The 15,539-nt window shown below is 70.7% G+C and carries 18 protein-coding genes and 1 pseudogene; 11 read left to right on the top strand and 8 right to left on the bottom strand.

What is annotated here, in order from left to right:
* Nucleotides 1–73 precede the first annotated feature (73 nt).
* The 3 genes and pseudogenes from LW587_RS00760 to LW587_RS24195 all read left to right on the top strand — a co-directional run.
* Nucleotides 74–1,699 (top strand): AAA family ATPase, encoded by a 1,626-nt coding sequence (locus LW587_RS00760; RefSeq protein ID WP_056096926.1) that lies wholly within the window; start codon nucleotides 74–76, stop codon nucleotides 1,697–1,699.
* Between the two features lie 13 nt (nucleotides 1,700–1,712).
* Complete coding sequence (locus LW587_RS00765) at nucleotides 1,713–2,045, top strand: hypothetical protein (RefSeq protein ID WP_156384033.1); 333 nt, start codon at nucleotides 1,713–1,715, stop codon at nucleotides 2,043–2,045.
* A 38-nt stretch (nucleotides 2,046–2,083) separates the two neighbouring features.
* Nucleotides 2,084–2,248, top strand: a pseudogene (locus LW587_RS24195) (hypothetical protein); the annotation flags it as partial.
* On the opposite strand, the gene LW587_RS00770 reads toward LW587_RS24195, so the two are convergent.
* The 6 genes from LW587_RS00770 to LW587_RS00795 all read right to left on the bottom strand — a co-directional run bounded on the left by LW587_RS00770 (nucleotide 2,177) and on the right by LW587_RS00795 (nucleotide 6,399).
* The gene (locus LW587_RS00770; protein ID WP_442919072.1) at nucleotides 2,177–3,079 is read right to left on the bottom strand and encodes a glycoside hydrolase family 108 protein; all 903 of its coding nucleotides are present in this window, start codon (nucleotides 3,077–3,079) and stop codon (nucleotides 2,177–2,179) included. The pseudogene LW587_RS24195 and the gene LW587_RS00770 sit on opposite strands and share 72 nt — an antisense overlap.
* Nucleotides 3,034–3,303, bottom strand: coding sequence for a hypothetical protein (locus LW587_RS00775; RefSeq protein WP_056096935.1), 270 nt, complete (start codon nucleotides 3,301–3,303; stop codon nucleotides 3,034–3,036). The genes LW587_RS00770 and LW587_RS00775 overlap by 46 nt, the downstream gene beginning before the upstream one ends.
* Nucleotides 3,304–3,305: 2 nt before the next feature.
* A complete protein-coding gene (locus tag LW587_RS00780; RefSeq protein ID WP_056096937.1) occupies nucleotides 3,306–3,572 on the bottom strand; it encodes a hypothetical protein in 267 nt (88 codons plus the stop codon).
* Nucleotides 3,572–3,949: a hypothetical protein gene (locus LW587_RS00785; protein ID WP_056246680.1), complete on the bottom strand. Its 378-nt coding sequence runs from the start codon at nucleotides 3,947–3,949 to the stop codon at nucleotides 3,572–3,574. The genes LW587_RS00780 and LW587_RS00785 overlap by 1 nt, the downstream gene beginning before the upstream one ends.
* A gap of 127 nt (nucleotides 3,950–4,076) precedes the next feature.
* Nucleotides 4,077–4,616, bottom strand: coding sequence for a hypothetical protein (locus tag LW587_RS00790; RefSeq protein WP_056096942.1), 540 nt, complete (start codon nucleotides 4,614–4,616; stop codon nucleotides 4,077–4,079).
* A 1-nt stretch (nucleotide 4,617) separates the two neighbouring features.
* Nucleotides 4,618–6,399 (bottom strand): hypothetical protein, encoded by a 1,782-nt coding sequence (locus LW587_RS00795; protein WP_232627750.1) that lies wholly within the window; start codon nucleotides 6,397–6,399, stop codon nucleotides 4,618–4,620.
* A gap of 480 nt (nucleotides 6,400–6,879) precedes the next feature.
* Here LW587_RS00795 and LW587_RS00800 point away from each other — a divergent pair, with 480 nt between their 5' ends.
* Nucleotides 6,880–7,218, top strand: a complete 339-nt coding sequence (locus LW587_RS00800) for a hypothetical protein (protein WP_156384035.1) — start codon at nucleotides 6,880–6,882, stop codon at nucleotides 7,216–7,218.
* A 417-nt stretch (nucleotides 7,219–7,635) separates the two neighbouring features.
* On the opposite strand, the gene LW587_RS00805 is transcribed toward LW587_RS00800, so the two are convergent.
* Nucleotides 7,636–9,774, bottom strand: coding sequence for a heavy metal translocating P-type ATPase (locus tag LW587_RS00805; RefSeq protein WP_232627751.1), 2,139 nt, complete (start codon nucleotides 9,772–9,774; stop codon nucleotides 7,636–7,638).
* Between the two features lie 62 nt (nucleotides 9,775–9,836).
* Here LW587_RS00805 and LW587_RS00810 point away from each other — a divergent pair, with 62 nt between their 5' ends.
* The 6 genes from LW587_RS00810 (at nucleotide 9,837) to LW587_RS00835 (ending at nucleotide 14,456) form a co-directional block, all read left to right on the top strand.
* Nucleotides 9,837–10,259 (top strand): MerR family transcriptional regulator, encoded by a 423-nt coding sequence (locus LW587_RS00810; RefSeq protein WP_056096954.1) that lies wholly within the window; start codon nucleotides 9,837–9,839, stop codon nucleotides 10,257–10,259.
* 82 nt (nucleotides 10,260–10,341) lie between these two features.
* Nucleotides 10,342–11,316 (top strand): cation diffusion facilitator family transporter, encoded by a 975-nt coding sequence (locus LW587_RS00815; RefSeq protein ID WP_232627752.1) that lies wholly within the window; start codon nucleotides 10,342–10,344, stop codon nucleotides 11,314–11,316.
* 7 nt (nucleotides 11,317–11,323) lie between these two features.
* Nucleotides 11,324–12,010 carry a ZIP family metal transporter gene (locus tag LW587_RS00820; protein WP_232627753.1) on the top strand — a complete coding sequence of 229 codons (687 nt, stop codon included), beginning with the start codon at nucleotides 11,324–11,326 and terminating at the stop codon, nucleotides 12,008–12,010.
* A gap of 14 nt (nucleotides 12,011–12,024) precedes the next feature.
* The gene (locus LW587_RS00825) at nucleotides 12,025–12,774 is read left to right on the top strand and encodes a response regulator transcription factor (RefSeq protein WP_232627754.1); all 750 of its coding nucleotides are present in this window, start codon (nucleotides 12,025–12,027) and stop codon (nucleotides 12,772–12,774) included.
* The gene (locus LW587_RS00830; protein WP_232627755.1) at nucleotides 12,771–14,099 is read left to right on the top strand and encodes an ATP-binding protein; all 1,329 of its coding nucleotides are present in this window, start codon (nucleotides 12,771–12,773) and stop codon (nucleotides 14,097–14,099) included. Before LW587_RS00825 ends, LW587_RS00830 begins: the two co-directional genes overlap by 4 nt.
* A 99-nt stretch (nucleotides 14,100–14,198) precedes the next feature.
* Nucleotides 14,199–14,456, top strand: a complete 258-nt coding sequence (locus LW587_RS00835; protein ID WP_232627756.1) for a hypothetical protein — start codon at nucleotides 14,199–14,201, stop codon at nucleotides 14,454–14,456.
* Nucleotides 14,457–14,937: 481 nt separating this feature from the next.
* Here the strand turns inward: LW587_RS00835 and LW587_RS00840 are convergent, their stop codons facing one another.
* On the bottom strand, nucleotides 14,938–15,108 hold the full coding sequence (locus LW587_RS00840) for a hypothetical protein (protein WP_232627757.1): 171 nt from the start codon (nucleotides 15,106–15,108) through the stop codon (nucleotides 14,938–14,940).
* A 176-nt stretch (nucleotides 15,109–15,284) separates the two neighbouring features.
* Between LW587_RS00840 and LW587_RS00845 the strand changes: the two genes are divergently transcribed.
* Nucleotides 15,285–15,533 (top strand): hypothetical protein, encoded by a 249-nt coding sequence (locus tag LW587_RS00845; RefSeq protein ID WP_056096972.1) that lies wholly within the window; start codon nucleotides 15,285–15,287, stop codon nucleotides 15,531–15,533.
* The last annotated feature ends 6 nt before the right edge of the window (nucleotides 15,534–15,539 follow it).

The following is a 15,539-nucleotide window of genomic DNA, read 5'->3' on the forward strand; positions in this document are numbered from 1 at the left end:
CACCTTCCTCCTATAGTCAAACTCACGTGAGCTTGCGGTTTTCACCCGAGCTCTTGGTCGAAGGAAACCGAACATGCAGAACAATCGCACCTCGCGCGAGGCCGCGTCCGCTGTGACGCTCGACGCCGTCCTGAACGGCACCCTGCCTCCTCCCTTCCGACACGACTCGCCGTTCCGGCTGTTGGAACTCCTCCTGACCGTCCGCTGCCCGCGGGACCGGCCGCGGCGCCGCGACTTGCTGCGCTTCGGCGACGATGACGGCGTGCTGGGGCTTTGGCAGGCCGCGTGGAGCACAGCCGAGGACGTCCGCGACAAGGGCTGGACTGATCCCAGGCGCGCCCACACGGGCTACGTCCGCCTCCTCGCCCTCCTGGAGACGTGCGAGCGCAGGTTGCAGGAGCTCGACGAGCGGCTCGACCTCGACCCCGAGGACCTCGACGATGCAGTCGTCCTTCGCGTCGAGTTGGAGCAGCTTGCCGGAGCGGCGGCCGGCTGCCTCGCCGAGTGTGGCGACCGCGCCGGCCGAGATTACTGCCGGGAGAGGGCTGCCTGGTTGGTCGAGCACGGCCAGGAGGGGCACAAGTACGCCTCGGCGTTGGTCGGGCTGTCGGCGGACGTGCGGTACGCCTGGCGTCCGGGGAATCCCGGCCTTGGCGCCTTGGCGAGCGCCCTGCAATCCGGGGACGCCACGATCCACGATGCAACCCGGGCGGCCGCGCCCGAGGATGAAGAGCCCGAGCCGTCGTGGGCCGCCGAGGCCCGGGCGAAGGCGGCCCGCGAGAAGGCGGATCGGGAGCGTGCCGCAGGGCCGAGCCTGGTCGTCTTGGCGTCCGTCGAGCACCTGCCCGGCAGCGCCGAGAACGGCGCGCGCGCCGGTAGGAGCACGGGCAGCACTGCCCGGACGGAGTGGGCGCCCCTCGCCGGAAAGGCGTTGCCGCTGGCCGTCGTCCCCGACCTGGCCGAGGCGCGGCGGGTGCTCGTGTCCGAGTTCCCGGACGACGCCGCGGTCATCGACGCGATCCTCGTCCCGCTGGCCGGGCGGAGCTTCGTGCACCTGCCACCGACCCTCCTGCTCGGCCCCCCGGGCACGGGCAAGTCGCGCCTGACGCGGCGGTTGGGCGAGATCCTGGGGCTGGCCGTGACGGTCTACTCGTGCGGGGGCGTCGCGGATTCCAGCCTGATCGGGACGTCCCGCCAGTGGAGCACCGGCCGGGCGACGGTGCCCCTGCAGGCGATCAAGCAGGCCGGCGCGGCGAGCGTGCTCGTCGTCCTCGATGAGCTCTCCCGCGCGGGGACCAGGGCGGACAACGGCAGGCTCGTCGACGGCGTCCTGGCCCTCACGGAGGCGGAGACGTCGAGGCGGTACCAGGATCCCTTCCTGGAGTGCCCGACCGACCTCTCGGCGGTGAGCTGGCTCGCCACGGCGAACAGCGTCGCCGGCCTCGATCCGGCCCTGCTGTCCCGGTTCCGCGTCCTGACGCTGGGCCCCCGGACGGCGGCGTCGCTGCCTTCGCTGACGAAGGGCATCCTTGCCGACGTTCGCCGCGAGCGCGGCCTCGATGCGACGTGGCTCCCGGACCTCGACGAGGAGGAAGCCGGCGTCCTGGCGGAGAACTGGCCCGGCGGGTCCGTCCGCGTCCTGCGCCGGCTGATCGAAACCGTACTCGCCTCGCGCGAGCACCTGGCGACGCGGAACTGAGGGAGGGGTGATCATGACGACGTTTGATTTCGCCGCCTCCCGCAGGCGCATCAAGTCCGGCTGGCAGGCCGGCCGGACTTGCCGCCTCGTGTCCCGCGGTCTCGCCGCCCGGGTCTCCGAGGCCGAGCGGGCGTGGCAGGCGGGGCAGCTTCCCCTCGACCGGGCAGCGGCTCTCGCGGCCGAGGCCGAGGCGGTGAGCTTCTCGTTTGCCCCCGTTCCCGGCCGGCGCCCCGGGCCCGTGCAGGGGCTCCTCGTCGACCTAGCCCTCAGAGCCGTCCTCGCGGCGCCCGGGCGGCTGATGCCCTGCCAGGCAATCCGCGACGCCGTCCAGAGGAGGCAGCAGTGACAGACGTCTACCGCAACAGAGTTCGCCGGGTCTGGAGTGTGCGGGAATCCGGGATCGTCGTCGCGCACGTGCACGCAGTCGCCCTCTACGACGTGACGTTCGTCGTCAGCGAGGCCGCCCGGCAGCGGGCGCTACGCAAGGGACAGCGCGCCGTGATGGCGTGGGCCCGCGGCCGCTTGATCGACGCGCCCCTGCAGGCGTCCTCGATGAGGGTCTCGTTCGACCCCTTCGCCGGGCCGTCCTTCATGATCGATGACTGGCCGATCCGCGAGGCGTCGCTCGACCTTGCCGATGGACGGCAGGGCATCCTGGAGCGGGGTCAGCGCCGAGACGGTCTGGTCGACGACCGTGCCGACGATTCCACCACCGGTGAGCGCGTCGGCGATGGCCGGGGACGGCGCGCCCTTGGCGTCGGACAGGAGGCCGCGGCGCTCCATGCCGGCGAAGTAGGTCGGCTGGGGCCCGACCGAACCGGAGGCCCACGCCTGCCCGATCTGGCGGACCTCGACGACGCGGCGGCCCCAGCCCTTGCCGAACGCCTTCCAGGTCCGGAGCGACTTGAGGAACGCGAGGCGCCGCTCCAGGATCGCGGCGACCAGGGCGTCGTGGTCGGGGTAGGCTTCCGCGGCTTGGACGGTCGCCTCGCCGATCACACCGTCGACGCGGACGCCGAGGGCGCGCTGCAGCCACTTGATGGACTGGCCCGGGCCCGAGTTCACGGCGCCGTCGAACAGGACGTAGTCGATCCCCTCGGGGAGCTCGTCGCCCTTCACGGCATCCCAATACTGGCGGCGGTAGACGGCCCCGAGCTCGGCCTGGGTGATCGAGCGGACCGGGCGGGACGGCTTGCCGTTCCGCTTGAGGTAGCCGTCGAACGTGCGCTGGGTGACACCCTTCATGGTGGCGCCGCCCGGATCGCGCGGGTCGTTGACGTAGCCCCCCTCGTGGACGAGCACGCGGGTGATCGCGTCCTGATAGCGGTCGGCGCTCACTGGTCTCTCCTTGCGGGTGCGTCGATGAAGTTGCCCGGCCACGCCGTCGCGATCCGCGCGGCGTCCTCGACGGACAGGCCGGGGTAGGTCCCGATCAGGCCCTCGATGACGACCTCGCGGGGGATGCGCTTCGACCGGCGCTTCCGGGGGGGCGGTGGTGGTGCCGGCGGCGACGAGGGCTGAGCCTCGCGGATGACGAGGGCCATGGCGGCGGCGACCGCGGCGAGGCCGGCGGCCATGGCGATGGGGTTGCGCCTGCGGGACATGGTCAGCCCTCTTCCCGGCGGGCGGCGAGGGCGAGCTCGGCGACGCGGGCAGCCAGGGCCCGGTGGAGCTTCAGGTTGGCGCGCTGGTAGTCCTGGGGGTCCCAGCCGGCGAAGGTCTCGGTGACCCGGGCGACCGCGGCGTGCTCGACGAGACGGTCGCCGTCGACCTGGGCCACGTAGGCGGTCAGCGCGAGCTCGTGCCCGCCGTCGACGGCCCGGCAATCCTCGCCGAGGATGCGGACCATGGAGAAGTCGAGCCGGGTGCCCATCAGTGGACCCTCGGGCCGGCGGTGCGGGCGAGGTAGACTGAGGCGATGAGCTCGCCGGCCTCGACCTTCATGGCGTCGCAGAACACCAGCAGGCGCTTCCAGGTGATGCGGTCGCCGTCGTGGGACCGGATCGCCGCGAGCTCGTCGCGGAGGTCGCTGTCCCGGCTCTCGAGCTGCCCGAGCAACACCCGAAGCTGGGGGGCCGTCAGCCGGCGGTCCTTGATGACCGCGGCGAGGCCCTTCATCAGGGAGGAGTTGAGCGCCGCCCCTTGGGGCGAGACCCGGTAGGAGCCGCGGCACTGCCGGCTGGCTCCGGACGCATGGACCAGCGTCGAGTTGGGGGCGTCCGAAACGCGCGGGGCGAGGTTTGGTTCCATCGAAAAGGATGGAATGCCTCGCACCTGGATTCGACAAGGGTAATCAGGGGGCTAAGCGATTTTGACGTCGCTTAGCCGGTCATTTTCCCGGCGCTGACAAGGATGGGCCAAGCCGTTCTTGCAGGTGTCAGACTTTTCTGACGGGCGGGTCTTCGCGCAGGCCCATGAGGCCCGACAGGTCGACGCGCCAGACGCCCTTGGGCAGGGCCGCCAACCGCTCGATGCGCCCGTCAGGATTTTCTGACTGGGAGCGGATCGCCGAGATGGCCACCCGGACGAGGAGGTCGGCGCGCTCGACCCCATCCTCGTCCGGGTCCTGCAGGGCGAGGCCGGCGGCCTTGAGGAGTCGTCGGATCGGCCCACGGCGCGAGTCGTCCCAGACGGAGATGTCCGACCATGCCGGCGTCCGCCACGCCTGAAGCACCTCGCGAAGCAGGGCTTGGCCGACGTCGTGGCGCGGGGGCACGGGGATCGGGGCCGCTCCCGAAATGCTGTGCCAGATCCCGCCACCCACGTACCGACGTCGGCCCACCGGCTCGCGCTCGGCCCGGCGGGCCGCTTCCTTGTCGCCGACCGGGTAGCGGTACCAGACGGCGTGCAGCCTCGCCGCGGCGGCCCGCAAGGTGTCCTGAAGTTGCTGCTCTTCGGGTGTGAGGCGCCACTTCATGTCACGCCACCTCCATCTCGGAGGCCGGACACGTCGACGCCCGCCGGGCCGTGGGGCGCGCAGCGGGCGTCTGTCCTAGAAGAGTGCTGCCCTTCGTCGTGACCCGAGGAACATACTGCGTACGGCGGCCTGCGACAACAGCCTCGCGCGCGGTCTCTCTGATATCCCGTAACACTTCGTGCGCGATCACGGCGGGGGTGCCGACGGGCAGGTCGAGGGTGTCGCCGACGTCGTCGACGGTGACCACGGGAGCCACCACCGGCTCGGCCTTGGCGGTGGTGATGCCGGCGACGGCGCGGGCGTCCCGGAGGGCGTTGTCCAGCCACCGCGGCGAGACACCGTAGAGCTCGGCCACCGCCTTCACGGTCAGGCCCTCGGCGAGGAACTCGACGGCCTGCTGCCCGACTTCGAGGCGGTGCTGCTGTTGGACCGAGCGGTCCCTGACGCCCGCGGCCCGGCGAGAGGCGACGACGCGCGAGACGGCGTTCTCGGACCGGCGCGCCTGGTCGATCAGGATGCGCAGGTCGGCCCGGCGCATCTCCCTCGGGGTGATGACCAGCAGGTCCCGGAGGTGGGCGGGGGACGGCTTGTAGCGGGGGTCGACCGTGAATCCGCGGTACGCCCGGCGGACGCCCCGGGCGGATTCCTTCGCCCTGCCGACGATGGAGCAAGCCTTCGACTTGGCGGAGGCGTGGTCGAGCCCGAGGCGGTCGGCGGTCTCGATGACGTACGCGTCGAGGTCGGAGGCCGGGAGGCGCCACGAGGCCACGTAGACGAAGGCGACAAGCCAGGAGTTGCGGCCGGCTCCCGTGTCCTCGCGGGCCGCGGTGTCCTTGATGCCGGCCTTGCCGTGCCGGAGGGCATACAGCCGGTCGAGGTCCGCGGCGATGGTGTCCCAGTACGACGAGCCGGTCAGCTTGGCGCCGTGGTGGCCTTCCCGCGGGGTCCGGTTGGCGAGTTGGGCGGCGGTCCGCTTGGCCTTCGCCTCGGCCTTGGCGGCCTCCCGCTGGGCCTTGGTCTGGCGCTGGAACGGCAGGACCACGCGGCAGAGCTCGTCGAAGTCGATCCGGGCGATCTCGGCGGTCAGGTCGGGAAAGATCACCACCACCGGGAGGCCGCTCTTTTCGTTGTAGGTGCCCGGCATCCGAAACTGCTTCGTCGCAGCCTTGGCCGTGTAGTCGGACCCGAACGGCAGGAACTCCTCGTGGAGGATCTGCTGCAAGGCACGGTGGCGGGCCATGACACGCTGGGCCGGCTGGGAGGCGGTGTAGAGCCAGACCACCAAAATCCCGCGCCCCGAGAACGTGGCGTAGGACGGCGACGGCCAGCCGCGGTCCTCGCAGATGTTGCGGACGGCTTCCAGGACCTTGCGCGGGGGGACGTCCTTCCAGTCCGGCTTGTTGTAGTAGTCGAGGTCGAGCCACGAGGCGCCGAGGGACACGATGTTGATCGCGTCCTTGGCGACGCGGGGCTCGCCCGGCTTGGAGTACGGGTACGATGCGAACGACATGAAGCGCCGGCCCTGCAGATCGACGTCGCGGCTCGCGAGGGCGTGGGAGGAGTACCGCAGGTCGGACCATCGCGGCTCGGTGCTGCCGTCCTTCCTGGGCTTCCTGGGAGGGACGCGGTCGCCGAACATCGCGGACCCGACACCGCCTTTGGGGTGGACGAGACGGGCGTAGTCGAGGGGGCGGAGCTCGGAGCAGTAGGCGGGGGCTGGACGGACCAGGGAAGCAGCCTGGGGCCAACGCGTGGCGGTCGGGGAGATGAGGGAGGTTGTCACGACGGTCCTCTACTGGGGCCTGTCGCGGGGCAGCACGTCCGCAACTCAGGCCGGGATCAACATGACGAGGATACGTACGCCGAGGATAAGGTCAATCGGGGGCCTGACCTTCCGTTACGCGGGGCAATACTTGCGGAAGGGGATCGGAAAATCGCGGGGACGAGGGGGTATCGGCCGCCGGTGAGGCACAGGGAGGTAGGCTGTGGCGGTCAGTCGGGGGTGGCGTGGGTAAGGACACATCCTGCCAGGCACGATGCCCTGGTGGCCTTCCCTGGCGGTGGTGGCCGTCCGACGAGGAGAACTGACGCGGGAACGGTCCAGATCTTTTTTCCGCTTCCCGACATTGGCGTAGCCAAGGCCCCATACCCCGTAACGGAACGTGCGTGATCGGAACGCCACCGGAAGGACCGGATCGACCGTCCTTCACACCGTGCGCGATCCCCCATGGTGGCTTTCTGGACGGCCTGGCACTCTACCGTCATGAGCACCGCAACCGCCTCCGCGCTCCCCGAGGAGCACCCCGCCGCCCGGTCCGCCCGCGTCCGTCGCGATGCCGCCGACCGCGCCCGACGCTGGCGCGAGACCCAGCGCGAGACCGCCGAGACCGATGCGGCAATCGTGAAGGCCATGCTCGCGGACGTCGACGCCTACATCACCCCCGAGCACCGTCTCATGGCCAGGAACGAGCGGGTGGACATCGCCTTCGTCGTAGGCCGGGCCGCCTACGAGCTCGGTGGCAGGGAGCGCTTCAAGGAGGCCAAGAAGAGGGTCTTCGACAGGCTGCAGGAGCTCTCACCTGCCCCCAAGCACCACGCCTGACTGAACGAATCGACGGCGTCTGTTAGGCTGGTGTGATCGGGCGCCACCACAAACGGCGAAGGGCCCGACCACCCAGGAGCGCCCCCGTGTCCGGACTGAGCTTCGACTTTAACGTCCGGGATGTGGATCCTAGGTGGATGCCCCGGGGACTCCTCCCGCACTTGGGAGGGCACCCCCGACGGGTCCCTCGCATCATGGTCGAACGGCGGGTCGCGTCCCGGCACCAAGTCGGACCTGCATCACGACGCGGGAGTCATCCGCCACCCGTAACATCGCCCCGGCACGATCCAGGAACCAGGGACGCGTCAAGAACGGACGGGCTCCGGGTGGCGCGTACGTTCGGAATGGGCCGCATCGCCGCGCCATCCCCATCCAAGTGGCCGATCAGCCACCCGGCAAGGTCAGGGACAACCGGTCCTAGCGCAGCCTGACCCCCAGCAGCCTCAGGGCGTTGGCCGTTACCAGGACCGTCGCCCCCGTATCGGCGAGGATGGCCGGCCATAGGCCGGTGATGCCGGCGATGGTCGTGACAAGGAACACCGCCTTCAGGCCGAGTGCCACACCGATGTTCGTGCGGATGTTCGCCAGCGTCCTGCGGGACAGTTCCACCATCCGCGCCACGTCGGCGACGCGCCCGTGTAGCACCGCTGCATCGGCTGTCTCCAGCGCGACGTCGGTGCCGCCACCCATCGCGATGCCGACGTCTGCGGCCGCGAGCGCCGGGGCGTCGTTGATGCCGTCCCCGACCTTCGCCACGACGGCCCCGGCGGCCTGGAGCTCAAGTACGATCCGCTGCTTGTCCTCGGGCAGCAGTCCCGCCCGTGCCTCGATGCCGAGCATCCCCGCCACCGCCTGGGCCGTGCGGGCGTTGTCCCCGGTCAGCATGAGCGACCCGATGCCCTCCGCCGCGAGGCGGTCGATCCCGGCCTTGGCGTCGGACCGGGGCTCGTCGCGCATGCCCAACAGCCCGGCCAACGCCCCGTTCGCCAGCAGGGCGGCGACCGTTTTACCCTCGCCCTGCAGGGTGGAGATCCGCGCCTCCTGCTCCGCCTCGAGGGTCACGCGCGCTGCCGCCTCCCGCGGCGATCCGAGGAACAGGTCGAGGCCGCCGACATTGCCGGTGATCCCCTTGCCGCCGAGCGCCTTCGACCCGAATGCCGGAGGCATCGGTGCGCCGGCTTCCGCGGCCTTGGCAAGCACCGCCTTGGCGAGCGGATGCGAGGAGCCTGCCTCAAGCGCGGCAGCCAAGGAGAGGACCTCCCGTTCGGACCGGCCGAACGCTAGGACGTCGGTGACCACGGGCTTGCCCTCGGTCAGGGTGCCGGTCTTGTCGAAGGCCACCATGGTAACGGCGGCCAGCCGCTCCAGGACGGCGCCGCCCTTGATGAGCAGGCCCCGGCGGGCGCCGGCCGAGAGCCCGGCCGCGATGGCGGCGGGCGTCGAGATGACCAGGGCGCAGGGGCAGCCGATCAGCAGGATGGCGAGCCCCTTGTAGACCCACTCGTTCCACGAGCACCCGAACAGCAGCGGCGGCAGGATCGCGACGAGCGTGGCCACCGCGACCACGGCCGGTGTGTAGACCCGTGAGAATCGGTCGATCAGGCGCTCGGTCGGGGCCTTCGCCTCCTGGGCATCCTCCACCAGCCGCACGACCCGGGCGATGGTGTTGTCCCGCGCCGCCGCGGTCACCCGCACCCGAAGCGCGCCGTCCCCGTTCACGGTCCCGGCGAACACCGCATCGCCCGGTGCCTTGCGCCGCGGCACGCTCTCGCCGGTGACCGGCGCCTCGTCCACCGCGCTCTCCCCGTCGAGGACGGTCCCGTCCGCCGGGACCCGGTCACCCGGCCTCACCAGGACGGTCGCCCCGACCCGCAGGCTCGCCGCGGGCACCCGCTCCGTCGATCCGTCGCCCTCCAGCAGGGCCGTGTCCGGCACCAGGCCGGTGAGGCCGCGGATGCTCGCCCTGGCCCGGCCTGCGGCCACCCCTTCCAGCACCTCGCCAACCAGGAACAGGAAGACGACCGTGGCCGCTTCCTCGGTCGCCCCGATGGCGGTCGCGCCGATGGCGGCCACGGACATCAGTGTCTCGATGGAGAACGGCGTCCCGTGCCGGGCGGCTGCGACGGCACGTCGTGCAATCGGCACCAGGCCGACCGCCATGGCCGCCAGGAAGGCCCAGCGCTCCGTCGCCGGCGCGGCATGGCCGACGGCGAAAGCCAGCACCAGGGCCGCCCCGCAGGCGAACGCCAGCAGCGCCTTCGGGGCACGCCACCAGACCGGCTCCGGCCGTTCGGCATCCGACACCGCGTCGTCGGCAGGGTCCTCCGCGCCGTAGCCCAGGCTTCGGACCGTTTCGGCTATGGCCCGGGCGTCGGTGGCGGGTCCATGCCGCACCGTCAGCGTCTCGGTCGCCACCGAGACCGAGATGTCCTCGATGCCGGGTAGGCGCCGAACGGCGTTCTCGACCTTGGCGGCGCACGAGGCGCAATCCATCCCCGACACGCGCAGGCGCGTCGGGGGGCTATCGGTTCGGTCCAAGGTCGTCGCGTCTTTCATGAGGTGCCTTCCGCAATTCCCCAGGCACCCTACTTCCTCCAGCGACTAGAGGAGCAAGCGGCATGAAGTCCATCGCCATCGGGGAGTTGTCGCGCCGCGCCGCGGTGAAGGTCCCCACCATTCGGTTCTACGAGGAACGCGGATTGCTGCCGACGCCGGTGCGTACGGAGGGCAATCGCCGCACCTACGGAGAGGGCGACGTCCGGACGCTGCGGTTCATCCGGCACGCCCGCGAGCTCGGCTTCGAGATCGAGGATATCCGAACCCTTCTCGACCTGGCCGGACATCCGGACCGGCCTTGTGGGGAGGCCGACGCCATCGCCCGGAAACATCTCGCCGACATCGACGACCGGATCGCCCGGCTGACCGGCCTCCGGCGGGAGATGCAGGCCATGGTCGAGCAGTGCTCGGGCGGCGACGTCGGGGAATGCCGGATCATCGAGGTGCTGGCCGACCACGGCGAGTGTCTCAGCGACCGGCACTGACCGAGGCCGAAACGGGCGCTTGCTCCTCTAGTGGGTAGAGGAGTTAGGCATCAATGCTTGCATCCTCAGACCGGAAGCCGAGATGACGGAACACCACGACCACGCCGGACACGACCACGCCGGACACGACCATTCCCAAGCCCACGCCGGGCACGCCCACGGCCCCGGGCACAGCCACGCACCGGCGAGCTTCGGGAAGGCGTTCGCCATCGGCATCGCCCTCAACGTCGGCTTCGTCGTCGTGGAAGCCACCTACGGGGTGCTGGCGAACTCGATGGCCCTGCTGGCCGATGCCGGGCACAACCTCTCGGACGTCCTCGGACTGGTGGTGGCCTGGGTCGCCATGGTGCTGGCGAAGCGCGCCCCGAGCGCGCGCTACACCTACGGGATGAAGGGCTCGTCGATCCTGGCGGCCCTGTTCAACGCGGTGTTCCTGCTGGTCGCCGTCGGCGCCATCGCCTGGGAGGCGATCCAGCGCTTCGGCGAGCCAGCCCCGGTCGCCGGCAAGACCGTGATGGTCGTGGCCGCGGTCGGCATCCTGGTGAACGGCATCACCGCCTGGCTGTTCGCCTCGGGCGCCAAGGGCGACATCAACATCAAGGGCGCCTTCCTGCACATGGCCGCCGACGCCGCCGTCTCGGCGGGCGTGGTCATCGCCGGCCTCGTCATCCTCTACACCGGGTGGACCTGGCTCGATCCCGTCGTCAGCCTCGCCATCGTGGCGGTCATCGTCTGGAGCACCTGGGGCCTCCTGCGCGACAGCCTCACGCTGTCCCTCGCCGCCGTCCCGCCGGGCATCGACCCGGCCGCCGTCCGAAGCCACCTCGAAGGACTGCCGGGCGTCACCGCCCTCCACGACCTGCACATCTGGGCGATGAGCACCACGGAGACATGCCTGACCGCCCACCTCATCATGCCGGGCGGCCGTCCCGACGACGCCTTCCTGATGGACGCGGCAGGCGGCATCAAGAAACGGTTCGGCATCGGCCACACCACCCTGCAGGTGGAGCTGAGCGCGGACAACGCCTGCGCCCTCGCGCCCGACCACGTCGTCTGAGAGCGTGATGCAAGCCTGGGCCTACACACTGATCCCCGCGGCGGCGGCCGTCATCGGCGCCGCGGTCGCGGTCAACCTTCGACCCGGACCCATCCTGGTCAGCGCCATCCAGCACTTCGCGGCGGGCGTGGTCTTCGCCGCGGCGGCCGGCGAGATCCTGCCGGACCTCAAGCATGCCGGCTCGCCCTTGGCCATGCTGGCAGGCGGCGCGCTCGGCGTCGCGGCGATGCTGCTGGTGAAGACGCTGGGGAAGCGGGCGAGCGGCCCCGTCGGGCTGATGGCTGTCACGGGCATCGACATCCTCGTCGACGGGCTCGTGCTCGGCATCGCCTTCGCCGCCGGCGCCAAGGCCGGCATCCTGCTCACGGTCGCCCTCACCATCGAGGTGCTGTTCCTCGGCCTGACGGTCGCGAACGAGCTCGGCGCCGCGGGGACCTCGAAGCGCAAGGTCGTCGGCATGACCGCCGGCCTCGTCGTCCTGTTGCCGCTGGGGGCGTTGCTGGGAGGACCCGTCGCCACCCTGTCGTCGCCGATCCAGGCCGCCTTCCTCTCCTTCGGCCTGATCGCCCTGCTGTACCTCGTCACCGAGGAACTCCTGGTCGAGGCGCACGAGACCGAGGACCGTCCCTGGGTGACGGCGATGTTCTTCGCCGGCTTCCTGCTGCTGCTCATGCTCGACCAGGCCATCGCCTGAGCGGGGGGGAATCGATGGCTTCGCAAGACCCTCAGATCCCACCGGCCGTCGACGGGGGCCACATCGTGCTCGTCGAGGACGACGACGGCCTGCGCATGCTCGTCACGCGTCTCCTCGGGGAAAGCGGCTACCGCGTCACCGGCTGCAGGAACGCCATCGATTTCTGGCGGCACCTGCCTGCCGGTGGCATCGACCTCGTCCTGCTCGACGTGATGCTGCCCGGAACCTCGGGCCTCGACCTGCTCCGGGCGTTGCGGGCCAGGAGCACGGTACCGGTGATCATGGTCAGCGCCAGAAACGAGGAGGCAGACCGGGTGCTCGGGCTCGAACTCGGCGCCGACGACTACGTCGCCAAGCCGTTCGGCCGTCCCGAACTCCTGGCCCGGGTCCGTGCCGTGCTCCGCCGCGCCTCCATGGCAGCGTCGTCGCCCTCGACCCCGACATCGGAGGTCCTCACGTTCTCGGGGTGGAGGCTCGACATGCGCAGCCGGTCGCTCGTCGATCCCGAGGAGGCGGCCGTCGACCTGTCCGGCGCCGAGTACGACCTCCTTCTCGTCTTCCTCGAACACCCGGGGCGCGTGCTCGGCCGGGAGACGATCCTCGAACTGTCCCGTGCCAGGCTCGGGTCGCCCACGGACCGAAGCGTCGATACCCTGGTGAGCCGCCTTAGACGTAAGCTCGAACCGCCCGAGGGCATGCCCCCGGTCATCAAGACCGTGCGCGGGGCCGGCTACATGCTCGCCGCGAAGGTCGAGCGCGCGTGAGGCGCCTCGCACCCTTGGCCCGCAGCCTCGAAGCCCGCACGGTCGCCGTCCTGCTTCTCGCCATCCTCGCCGTCCACGGCGGGGCCCTGCTTCTCTATCGGCAGTCCGCGACCGCCGCGGCGGACGATGCGTTCGCGCGACAGGTCGCCAATCAGCTTACCCTGGCGCGCGAGGCGGTGCTCCGACGCCCCCGGACCGAGCGCGACGCGGAGGCGAAGGCCCTGTCGTCCGCGCATTTCGAGCTGGGGTGGTCCGCGACCTCGCCCCTGCGCCAGGACGAGGCCGGCGATCCGGTGACGTGGTCGCTCAGGTCCCGGATGATCGCATCCGAGCCGAGCCTCGGGCCCGGTCTCGCACTGGCGATGGACGGCGGGGACGAGGCCCTACACCAGGACGACCTCGGCGGCGCGCTCGCCCTGGCCGACGGAAGCTTCCTGACCTTCCGCTCGGCGCATGGCCCCGGCCTCGCCCGGCTCGGATCGTGGGCCTACCTCGCCACCGCGATGGCCATCCTCGTCGGCGTCGCGGCCGTCGTCCTGATGCACCGGATCGCGGGACCGCTGCGCGACCTCACCCGAGCCACGGGGGAGATCGGGCACGGCAAGGTCGTTCCTGTGCGGGAAGCCGGCCCGGACGAGACCCGAGGGATCGCCCGGGCCCTCAACGCGATGCAGGACCGCATCCATCGGCTGGTGACGGAGCGGACCCAGGCCCTGGCGGCCGTCTCCCACGACCTGCGCACCCCCATCGCGCGGCTACGCCTGCGCCTCGACGGCCTGCCCGAGGGCGACGAGACCCGGGCGATGGGCTCTGACCTCGACGACATGCAGGCCATGGTCGATTCGACCCTGGCGTACCTCAGGGGCGACGCCGATCCCGAACCGCGCCAGGTCACGAACGTCGCGAGCGTCCTCATGAGCATCGCCGACGCGTCCTCGGACGCGGGCCGCGACGTTTCCTATGCGGGGCCCGGCCGCGCCCTCGCGACGGTGCGCCCGGTGGCCCTGAGACGCGCGCTCGACAACGTCGTCGACAACGCCGTGCGTTACGGGACCCGTGCCCGCATCTCGCTCGCGGTGGAGCCGGAGGAACTCCTGCTCTCCATCGAGGACGACGGTCCCGGCATCGCGCCCGACGAGGTCTCCCGCGCCTTCGAGCCGTTCACCCGCCTGGAAGCGTCGCGGAACCGAAACACCGGCGGCACCGGCCTCGGCCTGACCATCGCGCGTCGGATCGTCGAGGCGGAGCGCGGGGACATCGTCCTATCCAGTCGACCAGAAGGCGGCCTGCGGGTGCTGATCTCCCTGCCGCGCGCCGGTCGCTGACACACTTCGTCACGAACCGGGCGTCCGGGTGTCAAACAGGGTCGCTATCTCAGGTGTCGAGGCGGTCGCAGCGGCCGCCGAGCCCTGGAGACCATCATCATGAAGCGTACCGTCGCCGCCCTTCTCGCCGCCGGCCTGCTGGCGAGCCTCTCGGCTCCCGCCCTCGCCGCCGAGGACGGGCATGGGAACGCGAACAATCCCGAGCGCTCCGTGCCGAACACCGGCGGCGTCGCGGGTGGCCCGGCCCATCGCGACGACCCGCGCAAGAGCGAGGCCCGCGAGGTCGGCAAGGACGGCAAGCCGATCCATTCCGACAAGGACGGGCATGCCCACGGTCACTCCCACGACAAGAAGTGAGCGGACGTCGCCGACCTCGCGCGGCCGGGAGGATGCACCGATGCGTATGCTTCCCCTCCTGGTCGCCTTCGCCTTCCTTGCGGTCGGCATCGGCTACGCCCTGGCGGGGGGATGACCTGTCCGCTCCCGCCCGACAGCTTCATGGGACCGTTGTGCCCCCCTCGGTCCCGTGAACCGCCCGCCTCGGCCCCGTGCCGGGGCGGGCACCCCGCGATCCCCCCGGGCTTACACGGTCGATGAAGGCCGGCTGCACGGTCATGCCGTGATCCGCATGCCGGCGCCATCGAGGATCATCGCCCAAGCAAGCATCGCGGATGATCCGGCGACGCACGAATGCCCGTTGCCGAATATTCCCGGGTCCCACCGGGATAATTCGGATCGGTTTCCCCTATCGGTACGTTCCTGCGTCGTCATCGATAGAGGGGAACCCAACATGAAGACCAAGTTCGGAGCCATCGCCGCCATCGTCACCTTGGCCCTTTCACCGGTCGCGGCCCTGGCCCAGCATATCGACGTCGGCCCGGGCGGCGTGGGCGTCCACGGCGACAGCCACGGCGAGCGCCATGGCGAGGGTCACCGGGATCGCCACGACGACCACCATGAGGTCGTTCGCGAGCATCACCACCATGACGACCACCATGACGATCATCATGGCGGCGAGCGTCGCACGACGATCATCGAGCGCAACTGATCCCTTCCGGTCCGGGACCTCGTGAACCGCTATCACGGGGTCCCGGATCTCCATCCGCATTTCGATGAACGGGGGTTTCAGGGTCCGTTCAACTCAAGGGGCCCATCCTGCCGCCATACCCTCTTGAGGAACGAGCCATGCGAGTTCGCATTCCGGCCCTGGTCGCCGTCAGCCTGATCCTGGCGCCCGCCGCCGCGTCCGCCCAATACTACGGCGGCGACTTCGACCGGCGCGGCGACGTCCACGTCGACCGGTACCACCATGGCGACCACGACGACGTCGTCATCCACCGTCCGCATCGGGATTACGGCGACCGGGCGTTCTACGGGGAACGTCGGTTCTACGGCGAGCGCAGGCACCACCATCACCATCACGACGATGACTAGGCTCGG

The sequence above is a fragment of the Methylobacterium sp. Leaf118 genome (genome assembly GCF_920984675.1).
Lineage (GTDB): Bacteria > Pseudomonadota > Alphaproteobacteria > Rhizobiales > Beijerinckiaceae > Methylobacterium.

Bases quoted from the DNA above. Each gene is read 5' to 3' on its own strand.
- LW587_RS00805 (WP_232627751.1), bottom strand. From the start codon at position 9,774: ATGAAAGACGCGACGACCTTGGACCGAACCGATAGCCCCCCGACGCGC.
- LW587_RS00775 (WP_056096935.1), bottom strand. From the start codon at position 3,303: ATGTCCCGCAGGCGCAACCCCATCGCCATGGCCGCCGGCCTCGCCGCG.
- LW587_RS00800 (WP_156384035.1), top strand. From the start codon at position 6,880: ATGAGCACCGCAACCGCCTCCGCGCTCCCCGAGGAGCACCCCGCCGCC.
- LW587_RS00825 (WP_232627754.1), top strand. From the start codon at position 12,025: ATGGCTTCGCAAGACCCTCAGATCCCACCGGCCGTCGACGGGGGCCAC.
- LW587_RS00765 (WP_156384033.1), top strand. From the start codon at position 1,713: ATGACGACGTTTGATTTCGCCGCCTCCCGCAGGCGCATCAAGTCCGGC.
- LW587_RS00780 (WP_056096937.1), bottom strand. From the start codon at position 3,572: ATGGGCACCCGGCTCGACTTCTCCATGGTCCGCATCCTCGGCGAGGAT.
- LW587_RS00820 (WP_232627753.1), top strand. From the start codon at position 11,324: ATGCAAGCCTGGGCCTACACACTGATCCCCGCGGCGGCGGCCGTCATC.
- LW587_RS00810 (WP_056096954.1), top strand. From the start codon at position 9,837: ATGAAGTCCATCGCCATCGGGGAGTTGTCGCGCCGCGCCGCGGTGAAG.
- LW587_RS00760 (WP_056096926.1), top strand. From the start codon at position 74: ATGCAGAACAATCGCACCTCGCGCGAGGCCGCGTCCGCTGTGACGCTC.
- LW587_RS00845 (WP_056096972.1), top strand. From the start codon at position 15,285: ATGCGAGTTCGCATTCCGGCCCTGGTCGCCGTCAGCCTGATCCTGGCG.
- LW587_RS00790 (WP_056096942.1), bottom strand. From the start codon at position 4,616: ATGAAGTGGCGCCTCACACCCGAAGAGCAGCAACTTCAGGACACCTTG.
- LW587_RS00815 (WP_232627752.1), top strand. From the start codon at position 10,342: ATGACGGAACACCACGACCACGCCGGACACGACCACGCCGGACACGAC.
- LW587_RS00785 (WP_056246680.1), bottom strand. From the start codon at position 3,949: ATGGAACCAAACCTCGCCCCGCGCGTTTCGGACGCCCCCAACTCGACG.
- LW587_RS00835 (WP_232627756.1), top strand. From the start codon at position 14,199: ATGAAGCGTACCGTCGCCGCCCTTCTCGCCGCCGGCCTGCTGGCGAGC.
- LW587_RS00840 (WP_232627757.1), bottom strand. From the start codon at position 15,108: ATGATGATCGTCATGGTGGTCGTCATGGTGGTGATGCTCGCGAACGAC.